This is a genomic window from Bradyrhizobium nitroreducens (genome assembly GCF_002776695.1).
Taxonomy (GTDB): domain Bacteria; phylum Pseudomonadota; class Alphaproteobacteria; order Rhizobiales; family Xanthobacteraceae; genus Bradyrhizobium; species Bradyrhizobium nitroreducens.
The window spans coordinates 3,466,564-3,479,872 of record NZ_LFJC01000003.1 but is presented as its reverse complement, the minus strand read 5'-3'; the positions used below and the strand labels follow the sequence as shown (position 1 = coordinate 3,479,872).

12 protein-coding genes are annotated in these 13,309 nt (G+C 65.3%); 8 read left to right on the top strand and 4 right to left on the bottom strand.

Going from position 1 to position 13,309, the window contains the following annotated elements; all coding sequences use genetic code 11:
• Positions 1 to 7 precede the first annotated feature (7 nt).
• Positions 8 to 466, top strand: a complete 459-nt coding sequence (locus TSA1_RS16965) for a YybH family protein (protein ID WP_100177359.1) — start codon at positions 8 to 10, stop codon at positions 464 to 466.
• A gap of 66 nt (positions 467 to 532) precedes the next feature.
• On the opposite strand, the gene TSA1_RS16960 is transcribed toward TSA1_RS16965, so the two are convergent.
• The 3 genes from TSA1_RS16960 to galE all read right to left on the bottom strand — a co-directional run bounded on the left by TSA1_RS16960 (position 533) and on the right by galE (position 4,204).
• Positions 533 to 1,234: a fumarylacetoacetate hydrolase family protein gene (locus TSA1_RS16960; protein ID WP_100177358.1), complete on the bottom strand. Its 702-nt coding sequence runs from the start codon at positions 1,232 to 1,234 to the stop codon at positions 533 to 535.
• A gap of 35 nt (positions 1,235 to 1,269) precedes the next feature.
• On the bottom strand, positions 1,270 to 3,072 hold the full coding sequence (locus tag TSA1_RS16955; RefSeq protein WP_100177357.1) for an ABC transporter ATP-binding protein: 1,803 nt from the start codon (positions 3,070 to 3,072) through the stop codon (positions 1,270 to 1,272).
• A 118-nt stretch (positions 3,073 to 3,190) separates the two neighbouring features.
• Positions 3,191 to 4,204 carry a UDP-glucose 4-epimerase GalE gene (gene galE / locus TSA1_RS16950; protein WP_100177356.1) on the bottom strand — a complete coding sequence of 338 codons (1,014 nt, stop codon included), beginning with the start codon at positions 4,202 to 4,204 and terminating at the stop codon, positions 3,191 to 3,193.
• 126 nt (positions 4,205 to 4,330) lie between these two features.
• On the opposite strand from galE, the gene TSA1_RS16945 reads away from it, so the two are divergent.
• From TSA1_RS16945 to TSA1_RS16935, 3 genes are all read left to right on the top strand, one after another.
• Positions 4,331 to 5,368: a glycosyltransferase family 4 protein gene (locus TSA1_RS16945; protein ID WP_100177355.1), complete on the top strand. Its 1,038-nt coding sequence runs from the start codon at positions 4,331 to 4,333 to the stop codon at positions 5,366 to 5,368.
• A gap of 196 nt (positions 5,369 to 5,564) precedes the next feature.
• Positions 5,565 to 5,861 (top strand): type II toxin-antitoxin system HigB family toxin, encoded by a 297-nt coding sequence (locus tag TSA1_RS16940; RefSeq protein WP_174719310.1) that lies wholly within the window; start codon positions 5,565 to 5,567, stop codon positions 5,859 to 5,861.
• Positions 5,861 to 6,244: a helix-turn-helix domain-containing protein gene (locus TSA1_RS16935; RefSeq protein WP_347338549.1), complete on the top strand. Its 384-nt coding sequence runs from the start codon at positions 5,861 to 5,863 to the stop codon at positions 6,242 to 6,244. Before TSA1_RS16940 ends, TSA1_RS16935 begins: the two co-directional genes overlap by 1 nt.
• 61 nt (positions 6,245 to 6,305) lie before the next feature.
• Here the strand turns inward: TSA1_RS16935 and waaF are convergent, their stop codons facing one another.
• Positions 6,306 to 7,388 carry a lipopolysaccharide heptosyltransferase II gene (gene waaF / locus TSA1_RS16930; RefSeq protein ID WP_100177353.1) on the bottom strand — a complete coding sequence of 361 codons (1,083 nt, stop codon included), beginning with the start codon at positions 7,386 to 7,388 and terminating at the stop codon, positions 6,306 to 6,308.
• A 160-nt stretch (positions 7,389 to 7,548) separates the two neighbouring features.
• Between waaF and rfaD the strand changes: the two genes are divergently transcribed.
• The 4 genes from rfaD (at position 7,549) to TSA1_RS16910 (ending at position 13,307) form a co-directional block, all read left to right on the top strand.
• Complete coding sequence (gene rfaD, locus TSA1_RS16925; protein WP_100177352.1) at positions 7,549 to 8,529, top strand: ADP-glyceromanno-heptose 6-epimerase; 981 nt, start codon at positions 7,549 to 7,551, stop codon at positions 8,527 to 8,529.
• A 24-nt stretch (positions 8,530 to 8,553) separates the two neighbouring features.
• Positions 8,554 to 10,026: a D-glycero-beta-D-manno-heptose-7-phosphate kinase gene (rfaE1, locus tag TSA1_RS16920; protein WP_174719309.1), complete on the top strand. Its 1,473-nt coding sequence runs from the start codon at positions 8,554 to 8,556 to the stop codon at positions 10,024 to 10,026.
• Positions 10,023 to 11,309, top strand: a complete 1,287-nt coding sequence (locus TSA1_RS16915) for an O-antigen ligase family protein (protein ID WP_100177350.1) — start codon at positions 10,023 to 10,025, stop codon at positions 11,307 to 11,309. The genes rfaE1 and TSA1_RS16915 overlap by 4 nt, the downstream gene beginning before the upstream one ends.
• Before the next feature lie 84 nt (positions 11,310 to 11,393).
• Positions 11,394 to 13,307, top strand: coding sequence for an SDR family NAD(P)-dependent oxidoreductase (locus TSA1_RS16910; RefSeq protein WP_174718934.1), 1,914 nt, complete (start codon positions 11,394 to 11,396; stop codon positions 13,305 to 13,307).
• The last annotated feature ends 2 nt before the right edge of the window (positions 13,308 to 13,309 follow it).

Here is a 13,309-nt window from a genome sequence, read left to right as displayed (position 1 = left end):
TAGCGGAATGGCATCACTGCCGGCGGCGAACGCGGAGATCGCAGGGTTCTTCCGGCAATGGCTGGAGACCTTCGCGGGCTATGTCCGCGAGGTCGACTACGCCTCGGCCCGGCCGCTCTTCCATCCGGATGTGCTGGCCTTCGGCACGCATAACGACGTCATTCCCGGTCTCGATCAGTGGGTCTCGACGCAGTGGGACAATGTCTGGCCGAAGACGGCCGACTTTCGCTTCGTGCTCGAGCAGACCTCGATCCTGGCATCCCCCGATGGCGCGATGGCGACCGTGATCGCGCCCTGGACGAGCACGGGCTATCACCCCGACGGCAGCACGTTTGCCCGTCCCGGCCGGGCTACGATGGTGTTTTCGAGAGAGGACGATGGCTGGCTGTGCGTGCACTCGCACATGTCGCTCAACCGGGGTGTGCCGCAGGCAAGCCACGCCAATCGGCCGGTGAAGGCCTGGTAGATGCGATCGGAATAGAAAAGGCCCCGGACACGTCGGGGCCTTTCGATTTGAGTTCGCCCCTGCGGCTTATTCCGGCTGGCCGATCGAGACCTTCAGCGTGCCGACGCCGTCGACGCCGCATTCGAGCTTGTCGCCGGGCTGGAGCTGCGACACGCCGGCGGGCGTGCCGGTCATGATGATGTCGCCGGCGGCGAGCTTCACCTGCTGCGAGAGCTGCCAGATGATCTCGGGCACGTTCCAGATCAGCTCGGTGAGGTCGCCCTTCTGAGCTTCCTTGCCGTTGACCGTCAGCCAGATCTTGCCCTTGGCGGGATGGCCGATCTTGGCGGCCGGCTGCACCGCGGAGCAGGGCGCCGAGCCGTCGAACGACTTGCCGATCTCCCAGGGACGCTCCTTCTTGCGCGAAGCGATCTGGAGGTCGCGGCGGGTCAGGTCGATGCCGACGGCGTAGCCGTAGACATGGTCGAGCGCCTTGTCGGCGGGGATGTTGAGGCCGCCGCTCTTCATCGCGACGACCAGCTCGACCTCGTGATGCAGATCCTTGGTCAGCGGCGGATAGGGGATGGTGGCGCCGTCGGGCACCAGCATGTCGGCGTGCTTGGCGAAGAAGAACGGCGGGGCGCGCTCGTCATTGCCCATCTCGCGGATGTGTTCGAGATAGTTGCGGCCGACGCACCAGATGCGGCGGACCGGATAGCGGCCGCTCTCGCCGACGACGGGAAGCGAAGCCTGGGGCGGAAGCGGGATGACGTAGGAGGCGGCGTTCATGCGGGTCTCGCGGCTCTTGAGGTTGACTGGGAATTCTAGGCGGTTGCGCTGATCGGCGCCAGAGCGCCGGAATCGTGATGTTGCAGGCGGAAGAACGAGGCATAGCGCCCGCTGCGGCTGAGCAGCTCGTCGTGCCGGCCCTGCTCGACGATCTCGCCGCCCTCGACCACCAGGATGCTGTCTGCGTGCATGATGGTGTGCAGCCGGTGCGCGATCACGATGGTGGTGCGGTTCCGGCAGAGATGCTCGATCGCCTCCTGCACCTGCTTCTCGGACTCGGAATCGAGCGCGGCGGTGGCTTCGTCCAGCAGGATGATCGGCGCGTTCCTGATCAGCGCGCGCGCCACCGCGATGCGCTGGCGCTGCCCGCCGGACAGTTGCGTGCCGTGCTCGCCGACCGGCGTGTCATAGCCGAGCGGGAAGCTCATGATGAAATCATGCGCGCAGGCCGCTTTCGCCGCCTCGATGATCTCGTCCTCGCTCGCGCCCGGCTTGCCGAAGGCGATGTTGCTGCGGATGGTGTCGCGAAACAGGTAGACGTCCTGGCCGACATAAGCGGTCTGCGCCCGCAGCGATCTGCGCGAGACGGCACCGATCGACTGGCCGTCGATCACGATGTCGCCTTGCGTCACCTCGTAGAAGCGCAATAGCAGTGCCAGCACGGTCGATTTGCCGCCGCCGGACGGGCCGACCAAAGCGGTGACCGTGCCGGGCTCGGCCGTGAAGCTCATGCGGTTGAGGATGGTCTCGTTGGCGCGATAGGAGAAGCTGACGTCGCGCAGTTCGATGCGGGCATCGGAGAGCTTCAGCGCCGGCTTGTCGTCGTCGGCATGTTCGCTGGCCGGACTGTCGATGATCTCGAGCAGCATGCGCGCGCCGACGAGCTGGCTGTTGAGATCGATGTTGAGCCGCGCCAGCCGCTTGGCCGGCTCGGTTGCCATCAGGAAGGCGGTCATGAAGGAGAAGAACGCGCCGGGCGTGGCGTTGAGCGCGACCACGGCATAGCCGCCGTACATCAGGCACCCCGCAACCGCGAAGCCGCCGAGCATTTCCATCAGCGGGTTGGAGCGGTTGGCGACGCGCGCCATCTTGTTGGCATTGCGCTCGACGATCGCGATGTTCTCGTCGATGCGCTTCTGCATGGTGTCTTCGAGCGTGAACGCCTTGACCGTGCGGATGCCCTGCAGCGATTCCTGCATCGTCTCCATGATGTCGGCGGTGCCGGTGAACTGGTTGAAGGCGAGGCCCTTGATGCGCTTGACCAGCTTGCGCAGCACCAGCATCGCCGGCGGCACCGCGACGAGGCCGATGAACGACATCAGCGGATCCTGCCACACCATCACGCCGATCATGGCGAGCAGCATCAGGAGGTCGCGGCCGACGGCGTTGACCAGCATGTTGAGCACGTCGGTGATGGATTTTGCGCCGGCCGTCAGCCGCGCCAGGAACTCTGACGAGTGCCGCTCGGAGAAGAAGCCGACGCTCTCGCGCATCAGCTTGGCGAACAGCTGGCGCTGATTGGTGGCGAGGATCGCGTTCGAGATCTTGGTCAGGATCACCATGTGGCCGTAGGTGGCCACGCCCTTGATGAAGAGCAGCAGCACCGTGATGCCGGAGAACATCGCGATGCCCGGGATGTTCTTGTCGACATAGGCCTGATTGATGACCTGGCCGAGCACGTAGGTCGCGCATGCGGTCGCACCCGCGGCCACCGCCATCAGCGTGAAGGCGACGAGGTAGCGCCGCCAGTACACGACTCCCTGCTCCATGACGAGGCGGCGAATCAGGGTCGCTGCCGCATAGGGATCGTCGGTGATTTTCTTTGGAAACTGAGCCATCCGGTGTCCATTGACGGCGCAGGACAAAGCCTGCCCGCGCGTCAGGGATCGATGGGCCTCTGTGCCCGCTCGAGCGGGGCTTTTCAAGCCCAATTAAGGGCTTGCGCTTGGGGCGATTCTAGGCCGAGGCGGCGTGGCGGAGCTCGCCATGGCGCTCGTGGAACAGCTTGTCCTCCCACGCCAGAGCGTGGGCGGCGATGGTCTCGAGGTCCTCGTATTGCGGCTTCCAGTCGAGCAGGCCGCGGATGCGGCTGGTGTCGGCGACCATGGTCATGATGTCGCCCGGCCGGCGCGGCGCGTATTGCACGGCGAAGCTGCGGCCCGACACCCGGCGCACGGCGTCGATGGTCTCCAGCACCGAATAGCCGCGGCCATAGCCGCAATTCAGCGTCGTCGAGGCGCCGCCATTGCGCAGATAAGCGAGCGCCGAACGATGCGCCTGCGACAGGTCGGTGACGTGGATGAAGTCGCGGATGCAGCTGCCGTCGGGGGTCGGATAGTCGGTGCCGAACACGTCGATCTTGGCGCGCTGGCCGGTCGCGGCCTCGACCGCGATCTTGAGCAGATGCGTGGCGCCGGCGGTGGCGAGCCCGATGCGCGCCTGCGGATCTGCGCCGGCAACGTTGAAATAGCGCAGCGTGACGTACTGCATGCCGTAGGCGGCGGCGACGTCGTGCAGCATGATCTCGGTCATCAGCTTCGAGGAGCCGTACGGCGACAGCGGCCGCGTCGGCGCGTGCTCGGGCACCGGCACCTGGTCCGGATTGCCGTAGACGGCCGCGGTCGAGGAGAAGATGAAGCGATTGATGCCGCGCTTGACCGCGACGTTGAGCAGGTTGCGCGCGGTCATGAAGTTGTTGCGGTAGTAGCCGAGCGGATCGCGCATCGAATCCGGCACGACGACGGAGCCGGCGAAATGGATGATGCTCTCGATGTTGTGCTGGGCGATCACGCCTTCGAGCAGGTTCTCGTCGCCGGCATCGCCGATGAACAGCGGCACGCCCTCGGGCAGATAAGCGGAAAAGCCCGTGGAGAGATCGTCGATCACGACGACGTCCTCGCCGGCTTCCGCCAGCGCGAGGACCGTGTGACTTCCGATATAGCCGGCGCCGCCGGTGACTAGCACAGTCATGATCTCACCCGTCTTCGATCAACGCGGCACGTTAACGTTTGCGCGGTGAAGAGGGGGTTTCGGCGTAGCTGAACTGGTCACTATGCTTAATGTTGCGTATAGGGGGCCGGTCAAACGGAGCATGACGTGGCCAATTCCCCCGGCGATCTCGAATTGATCGTGCCAAATCTGCACAGGCGCTATTCCGGGGTCACCGCGACCAACCGGATGGTGGCGCCGCGGCTGGCGAAACTGTATCGCGCCGCCTGGTTCGGCTCGGACGCGCCGGAGGGCATCGCGCGGCTCGGGGGTGCGGGTTTCCTGAAGCTATGGCGCCGCAAGGCGCCGCTGATCTGGCACGCGCGGCGCAACAACGAGATGATCGCGGGCGTCGTGCTGCGCGCGCTCGGCTGGCCGCTGAAGCTCGTGTTCACCTCGGCGGCGCAGCGGCATCACAGCTGGATCACGCGCTGGCTGATCTGGCGCATGGACGCGATCATCGCGACGAGCGATATCTCGGCCTCGTTCCTGAAGGTGAAGGCGACCGTGATCCCGCATGGCGTCGACACCGACGTCTACGCGCCGCCGGTCGATCGCGCTGCGGCCTTCGCCGAAAGCGGTCTGCCGGGCCGCTACGCCATCGGCTGCTTCGGTCGCGTGCGCGCGCAGAAGGGCACTGATGTGTTCGTCGACGCGATGTGCCGCCTGTTGCCGCTCTATCCGGATTTCACCGCCGTCGTCGTGGGGCAAGTTACGGCCGAGCAGACGCCCTTTGCCAACGCTCTGAAGAAGCGGATCGAGGCCGCGGGCCTGCAATCGCGCATCGTCATCACCGGCGAGCTGCCGATCGAAGACGTGCAGCGCTGGTATCAGCGGCTGACGATCTACGCCTTCACCTCGCGCAATGAAGGTTTTGGCCTGACGCTGATCGAGGCGATGGCGGCGGGCAGCGCCCTCGTTGCCGCGCGCGCCGGCGCGGCCGAGCTCGTGGTCGAGGATGGCGTCAGCGGCGTGCTGGTCCCGACCGGTGACGCGGATGCGCTGGCGGCGGCGCTGGAGCCGTTGATGCGCGATGTGGCTGCCGCCACGGCGATGGGGCAACGCGGGCGGGCGCGGGTGCTCGAAAAATTCAGCCTCGATGCGGAAGCAGCGCGGATCGGCGAGGTCTATCGGCCGCTGCTTTGAGCCCGCCATCTCGCCGGCCAACAAAAATCGCGAAAACAACCCCATGCACAGTAGGCGGGGCCAGCAAAATCAACGGCTTGGAGTCCCCTGGGGCAGAGTGCAGATTTACGAATCTGGTTCGATCCATGGGGCAGGCGAGGTAGCGTTCCCGTGTTGGGAATTTGAATTGATCCCATAGTGGGAACATGCTATGGCTATGAACGTAATTGCGAGGAAGGCGCTCAAGGTCTTTTGGGGCCGATACCCCCAAGCGGAGACCCCCTTGGGCGTTTGGTACGAAATCGTTTCGAAGGGTGACTGGAGCGGTCCGGCAGACCTCAAGAGGGCGTTTGGAAACAACGTGGACTTCGTTGGTGACAACAGAGCCATCTTCGACATAGGCGGCAACAAGTATCGCCTTGTGGTTCACTTCTCCTACAAGTTCAAGACAGCCCTCATCAAGTTTGTCGGCACGCACGCAGAGTACGACGGAATAGACGCGGAGATCGTGTGATGATGGACGTAAGGCCTCTCCACAACGAACAGGATTACGACTGGGCCATCCGCGAAGTATCTCGCTATTTCGAGGCCGAGCCGCTTCCTGGCACGCCTGACGGTGATCGCTTCGAAGTCTTGTCGTCGCTCATCAAGGAATACGAAGACAATCACTTCGCGATCACTCACCGCGATCCGATCGATGTCCTCCATTTCGCAATCGAGTCCATGGGGCGATCGCAGGCAGAATTGGCGGCGTTGATTGGACGCAATCGTGCGTCCGAGATTTTGAATCGCGTCCGCCCGCTGACGCTGGACATGATCCGGACCATCAGCAAGGAATGGAATATTCCGATTGGTGCTCTGACGGCTCAATATGAGCTGGGGCGTGCATCTGCGTAGTCCGTTGGCGAATTCTGACGCTCACGTCCCCAAGATAACGAGCCGTCCTCGCATATGACGGCTAAACCGGCGCCCCCACCTCGCTCAGCACCCGCTCCGCAATCCCCACCACCTCGCTGGCCGCAATGTTCCGCATGCAGCGGTGGTCGTTCATCCTGCAGATCGTGCTCTGGCAGGGCTGGCAGGACAGCTTTTCCTTGTCCTGCACCACGGTTGCGGCAAGGCCGTTCAGTGGCGCCCAGAGATAGGGGCTGGTCGGGCCGAAGATGCCCATGGTGGGCGTGCCGAGCGCGGCTGCGATGTGCATCAGGCCGGAATCGTTGGAGATGGCAACGCCCGCCGCGGCCATGGCCAGCACGCCGTTGCGCAAGTCGTTGCCGGTGAGGTCCCGCACCCCCGGGCCGCCAGCGGTCCCAGCACCGCCGGCCGCGACGATCTCCTGGGCGAGGCCCTTTTCGGCGGGGCCGCCGACGACCCAGACCTCCAGCCCGCGCTCGGCCAGCAGGCGGGCGGCTTCCGGATAATAGGTCCAGCGTTTTGACACGCCGACCGAGCCTGGGGCGAGCGCCACCGCCGCCCCCGCGCTGAGGCCGTTGGCCTGGCGCCAGCGCGTGACGTCCTCTGCCGGGACCCGCAATTGCGGCACCGGCCATTCCGGGGGCAGGGGGGCGCCGTCGGGCTGGGCCAGGGCGGCGTTCTTGTCGATGAAGCGGGGCAGCTTCCTCTCGCCCCAGCGCCAGCGATTGAGCAGGCCGAACCGGAACTCGCCGACGAAGCCGACCCTTTCAGGGATACCGGCCAAAGCGGGCGCAATGGCCGCCTTCCAGGTCCGGGGCAGCACCAGGGCGGTGCCGTAGTCCCGCTCGCGCAGGAGCTTGGCCAGGCCCAGCTGGCGGCCCACCGCGAGCCGGCCGCGCGGCAGGTCCCAGACGATGCCCTGACGCACGCCGGGCATGTAATCGACCAGTGGGGCGCACAGGGGTGTGGTCAGGAGATCGACCGGACGGTTCGGCCAGCGCTCCTTCAGGACCCGGACCACGGTGTGATTCCGGACGAAATCGCCGATCCACATGTAGGGAATGATCAGAATCGGGCGAGTGTCGTCCCGATCTGCGTTCCCGCTAAATTGCGAATCTTGGTTCATTCGTTGATGGGGTCGGGCGATCTGATTTGTGGCGGTTCGGTAGCTGTTCCGGGCCGGCAGGTAAAGCCGCCAGACCGCTCCATCCCAAAACCGCTTACACTTTGCCGGCTCATGCGCTACGGCAGGGCCGGGCCGCACAAAATCGGGCAGGGATTTCGGAATGTTGCTGGTGACCGGCGGGGCCGGTTTTATCGGGTCGAATGTCGTGGCCGCGCTCAATGAGTCGGGCCGAAGCGACGTCGTGGTTTGCGATGTCCTCGGCAGCGAGGGTAAGTGGCGCAACCTCGCCAAGCGGCAGCTTGTGGATATCGTCCCCCCGGCCGAGCTGATGGACTGGCTGAAGGGCCGCAAGCTCGATGCCGTGATCCATCTCGGGGCGATTTCGGCGACCACCGCCACCGACGGCGACCTCGTGTTCGAGACCAATTTCCGCCTGTCGACGCGCCTTCTGGACTGGTGCACGGCGAACGCGGTGCCGTTCATCTACGCCTCCTCGGCGGCGACTTATGGCGATGGCGAGACCGGTTTCGACGACGATGCCTCGATCCCCGCGTTGAAGAAGCTCCGGCCGATGAATCTCTACGGCTGGAGCAAGCACATGTTCGATCTCGCGGTGGTCGAGCGCCGCACGAACGGCGATCCGTTGCCGCCGCAATGCGTGGGCCTGAAGTTCTTCAACGTGTTCGGTCCCAACGAATACCACAAGGGCTCGATGATGAGCGTGCTGGCGCGCCGCTTCGACGACGTCAAGGCCGGCCGGGTCGTGCAATTGTTCAAGTCGCATCGCGAGGGCATTGCCGACGGCGATCAGCGCCGCGATTTCATCTATGTCGACGATGTCGTGCGCGTCGTCATGTGGCTCCTGGCAACGCCGTCGGTGTCCGGGCTCTTCAACGTCGGAACCGGCAAGGCGCGCAGCTTCAAGGATCTCATGTTGGCTGCCTATGCGGCGCTCGGCACCAGGCCCAACATCGAATATATCGACATGCCCGAGCAGATCCGCGCGGCCTACCAATACTTCACCCAGAGCGAGGTCGATCGCCTGCACCGCGCCGGCTATAATTGCGGCTTCACGACGCTCGAGGACGCGGTGAAGGCCTATGTAGGGGACTACCTCGACCGGCCCGATCGCTTCCGCTGAGGCTTTTTGACCATGCCGACGCCCATTCTCGATTTCGACGCCATCGCGCAAGCCATCTCAGGCCGCACGGTGCTGTGCATTGGCGACATCATGCTGGACGAGTTCGTCTATGGCGAGGTGTCGCGGATCTCGCCGGAAGCGCCGACGCCCGTCATCGCGGCCCAGCGCAGCGAGATTCATATCGGCGGCGCCGGCAATGTCGCGCGCAACGTCGCCTCGCTCGGCGCGCGCTGCATCTTCGTCGGCCTCGTCGGCGAGGACGATGCGGGCAAGCGGCTCGCTTCGGCGCTTGGCGAGCAGGCCGGAATAGAATGCATCCTGGTGTGCGACCCGTCGCGGCCGACCACGCGAAAGGTCCGTTTCGTCTCCGAGCACTTCTCCACGCACATGCTGCGCGCGGATTGGGAGCAGGCGGCGCCTGCCTCCGATGACATCGAGACGAAGCTGATCGAGGCGATCCTGCCGCAGATCGCGCGCGCCGACATCGTGCTCCTCTCGGACTACGCCAAGGGCGTGCTGACGGCACGCGTCATCCGCCACACCATCGACGCCGCGCGGAAACTCGGCAAGCCCGTGATCGTCGATCCCAAGAGCCTGAACTGGGCGATCTATCGCGGCGCCACGCTGCTCACGCCCAACCGCAAGGAATTTTCGGAGGCGACACGCAGCCGCGCCGACACGCCGCAGAGCATCGTCGATGCCAGCGAGGACGTGATGCGGCTTGCCGATTGCGAGGCGATCCTGGTCACCCAAGGCGAGCACGGCATGACGCTGGTGCCGCGGGCAGGCGAGGCCGTTCACGTTCCGGCGTTCCCGGTGAAGGTGCGCGACGTCTCCGGCGCCGGTGACACCGTCGCCGCTGCGCTTGCGGTCTCGCTTGCGGCCGGCGCCGACTGGGACGCTGCGCTGCGCATCGCCAACGCCGCTGCTGCCGTCGCCGTCGGCAAGCAAGGCACCGCCAGCGTGAGCGCGGCCGAGCTACGCCGAAAAATCCTGCCACATGCCACCCTCGCGGCCGAGGAGAAGATCGTGCTCGATCCGGCCGCGCTCGATCCGCAGCTCGCCGAGTGGAAGCGGCAGGGCCAGCGCGTCGGCTTCACCAATGGCTGTTTCGACATCCTCCACCCCGGCCACGTCAAGGTACTGACCGCGGCACGCGCCGCCTGCGACCGCCTCATCGTGGGGCTCAACAGCGACGCCTCGGTGCGGCGGCTCAAGGGCACGGATCGTCCCGTCCAGGACGAACGCGCGCGCGCGGAAGTGCTCGCCGCGCTCGAGGCCGTCGATCTCGTCGTCATCTTCGAAGAGGACACGCCGATCGACCTGATCAGGCGCATCAAGCCCGGCGTGCTGGTGAAGGGCGGCGACTACACCCGCGAGCAGGTGGTCGGCCACGAGGTCGTCGAGGCAGCGGGCGGGGTGGTCGTGCTGGTCGACATCCTCCAGGGCTTCAGCACGACGGCCCTGGTCCATCGCGCCCGGGGAGGCGGCAAGTGACGGCGCTTGCCCGCGAGACGACCGGCGAAATGCTGCTTCGCCGTCTGCGCAGCCCGGCTGCCTGGCGCGAGACCGTCGATATATTGGCGGTGCTGACCGCGGCCTCGCTGCCCTGGTCGACCTCGCTTGCCGGGATCTTCAATGCACTGATGCTGCTTTGCATGGTGCCGTTCCTCGACGTCCGCGCGTTCCTGCAATCGCTGAAGCGTCCGATCTGCATTGCGCCGATCGCGCTGGTCCTGCTCGCGCTGGTGGGGACACTCTGGTCGGACGCGAGCTGGGGCGCGCGCTTCTATGCGGTCAACCCGACCATGAAGCTGCTCGTGCTGCCGGTTCTGCTCTATCATTTCGAGCGATCCAGCCGCGGCCACTGGATCTTCGTCGCCTTTCTGGTGTCCTGCGCCTTGCTGTCGGTGATGTCCTGGCTGGTCGCCTTCTACCCGAACCTCGCACTCAAGACCGATCCGCCCGAGCGCGGCATCTTCGTCAAGAATTACATCGACCAGAGCCAGGAATTCGCGTTGTGCGCGGTCGCGCTCGCCTTTCCGATCGTGATGCTGTTGCGTGAGAAGCGATATTGGTTCGCCGGGCTGCTGACGGCGCTGGCACTGGGCTTCTTCGTCAACATGACCTTCGTCGTGGTGTCGCGCACCGCGCTCGTCACCGTGCCGATCATGCTCGGCGTGTTCGCGCTGCTTCACCTCAAAGGGCGCAGCATCGCACTCATCTCCGCCGGCTTGCTCGCCGTCGCCATTGTCGCCTGGCAGGCTTCGCCCTATCTGCGCCATACGGCCGAGAGGTTTTCCGACGATTACACGCGTTATGTCGAAAAGGGCGAGCCGACCTCGCTCGGCCTGCGGCTCGAATTCTGGCGGAAGTCGCTCGGCTTCTTCGTGGAGGCCCCGATCATAGGGCACGGCACCGGTTCGACGCGCGGATTGTTCGAGCGCGTCGCGACGCCAGCCGGTCGGTACCAGGCGTCTGCAGAGGTGATCGGCAACCCGCATAACCAGACGCTCAACGTTGCCGTGCAATGGGGCGTGATCGGTATCGCCATTCTCTATGCGATCTGGATATTGCATCTGCGGTTGTTTCGCGGCGACGGGCTTGCCAACTGGATCGGGCTCCTGGTGGTGGTGCAGAATGTCTTCACCTCGCTGTTCAATTCCCATCTGTTCGATTTCCACGAGGGCTGGATGTACGTCATCGGCGTCGGTGTCGCCGGCGGCATGGTGCTCCGGACACAACAGGCCGAGGCGAAGATGGGGGAAGCCGGTTCCTGAGCGGCTGCGCGGCTGGCAAGTCTGGTCCAGATGGGCTATCAGCGCGGTCAGGTTGCATCTAACTGGGTTTTCATCGGTCGGCGGATGACGCGTCTTTCGCATCTCACCTTGCGCAATTTCCTGATCGCACTCCACGACCTGCTGGCGACCACGGCGGCGCTTTTTGCCGCCTTCTATCTGCGATTCGAGGGCGGCGAGGGCTTCTTCGACCGCCTGCCGCTGCTGTTCCAGCTTCTGCCCTACTTCCTCGCCTTCAGCGTGGTCGTGTTCTTCATCTTCAACCTGACCACGACGAAATGGCGCTTCATCTCGCTGCCTGACGCGCTGAACATTATCCGCGTCGCGACCGTGCTGACGGTCGCCCTGCTGGTGCTCGACTACATCTTCGTCGCCCCCAACGTCCGCGGTGCCTTCTTTCTCGGCAAGGTGACGATCGTCCTCTACTGGTTCCTCGAGATCTCCTTTCTCAGCGCGCTGCGCATGGCCTACCGCTACTTCCGCTATACGCGGGTGCGGCGTCACGCCCGAGGCGAGGATGCCGCGCCGACGCTGCTGATCGGCCGCGCCGCGGATGCCGAGGTGCTGCTGCGCGGCATCGAGAGCGGGGCGATCAAGCGCATCTGGCCGGTCGGCGTGCTGTCGCCATCGAGCTCGGATCGCGGCCAGTTCATCCGCAACGTGCCGGTGCTGGGCGGCATCGACGACGTCGAGGACGTCATCGCCGACTTCGCCAAGCGCAACAAGGCGATCGCGCGCCTCGTCATGACGCCGTCGGCGTTCGAGCCGGAGGCGCACCCGGAATCGATCCTGATGCGGGCGCGCAAGTTGGGCGTGATCGTCAACCGGATGCCCTCGCTGGAGAGCGGCGATACGCCACGCCTCACGGCCGTCGCGGTCGAAGACCTCCTGCTGCGGCCGAGCGAGACGATCGACTATGACCGCCTGGAGGCGCTGATCAACGGCAAGGCGGTGATCGTCACCGGCGGCGGCGGCTCGATCGGTTCCGAGATCTGCGAGCGCGTCGTCGCCTTCGGCGCTGCGCGGCTCCTGATCGTGGAGAACTCGGAGCCGGCGCTCTACGCGATCACCGAAGCGCTCGCCGCGAGGGGCGCGTCCGCCGAGATCGAAGGGCGGATTGCCGACATTCGCGACCGCGAGCGCATCACGCGCCTGATGATGGAATTCAGGCCGGACATCGTGTTCCACGCCGCAGCGCTCAAGCACGTGCCGATCCTCGAACGAGACTGGAGCGAGGGCGTCAAGACCAACATCTTCGGCTCCATCAACGTGGCGGACGCCGCCGTGGCCGCCGGCGCCGAGGCCATGGTGATGATCTCGACCGACAAGGCGATCGAGCCGGTGTCGATGCTCGGCCTGACCAAGCGCTTTGCCGAGATGTACTGCCAGGCGCTGGATCACGATCTCGCTGCCGGCGCGCACGGTGCCAAGCCGCCAATGCGCCTGATCTCGGTCCGGTTCGGCAACGTGCTGGCCTCGAACGGCTCGGTGGTCCCGAAATTCAAGGCGCAGATCGAGGCCGGCGGCCCGGTCACGGTGACGCATCCCGACATGGTCCGCTACTTCATGACCATTCGCGAGGCCTGCGATCTCGTCATCACCGCGGCCACCCACGCACTCGGAACGCAGCGTCCCGACGTCTCGGTCTACGTGCTCAACATGGGCCAGCCGGTGAAGATCGTCGATCTCGCCGAGCGCATGATCCGCCTCTCCGGACTGCAGCCCGGCCACGACATCGAGATCGTGTTCACCGGCATGCGGCCGGGCGAACGACTGCACGAGATCCTGTTCGCCTCCGAGGAGCCGACCCGCGAGATCGGCGTCGCCGGCATCATGGCGGCGCAGCCGAACGAGCCGCCAATGCAGACGCTGCGCAAATGGATCGGGGCGCTGGAGCAGGCGATCGCGCGCGACGATCGCGCCACCATCAGGACCATCCTGAAGGATGCGGTGCCCGAATTCGGGTCGACCGCGGCCTGACC

What these genes read in the sequence shown, in the direction of transcription:
- TSA1_RS16965 (WP_100177359.1), top strand. Translation starts at nt 8, where the DNA reads ATGGCATCACTGCCGGCGGCGAACGCGGAGATCGCAGGGTTCTTCCGG.
- TSA1_RS16960 (WP_100177358.1), bottom strand. Translation starts at nt 1,234, where the DNA reads ATGAACGCCGCCTCCTACGTCATCCCGCTTCCGCCCCAGGCTTCGCTT.
- TSA1_RS16955 (WP_100177357.1), bottom strand. Translation starts at nt 3,072, where the DNA reads ATGGCTCAGTTTCCAAAGAAAATCACCGACGATCCCTATGCGGCAGCG.
- galE (WP_100177356.1), bottom strand. Translation starts at nt 4,204, where the DNA reads ATGACTGTGCTAGTCACCGGCGGCGCCGGCTATATCGGAAGTCACACG.
- TSA1_RS16940 (WP_174719310.1), top strand. Translation starts at nt 5,565, where the DNA reads ATGAACGTAATTGCGAGGAAGGCGCTCAAGGTCTTTTGGGGCCGATAC.
- TSA1_RS16935 (WP_347338549.1), top strand. Translation starts at nt 5,861, where the DNA reads ATGATGGACGTAAGGCCTCTCCACAACGAACAGGATTACGACTGGGCC.
- waaF (WP_100177353.1), bottom strand. Translation starts at nt 7,388, where the DNA reads ATGAACCAAGATTCGCAATTTAGCGGGAACGCAGATCGGGACGACACT.
- rfaD (WP_100177352.1), top strand. Translation starts at nt 7,549, where the DNA reads ATGTTGCTGGTGACCGGCGGGGCCGGTTTTATCGGGTCGAATGTCGTG.
- TSA1_RS16910 (WP_174718934.1), top strand. Translation starts at nt 11,394, where the DNA reads ATGACGCGTCTTTCGCATCTCACCTTGCGCAATTTCCTGATCGCACTC.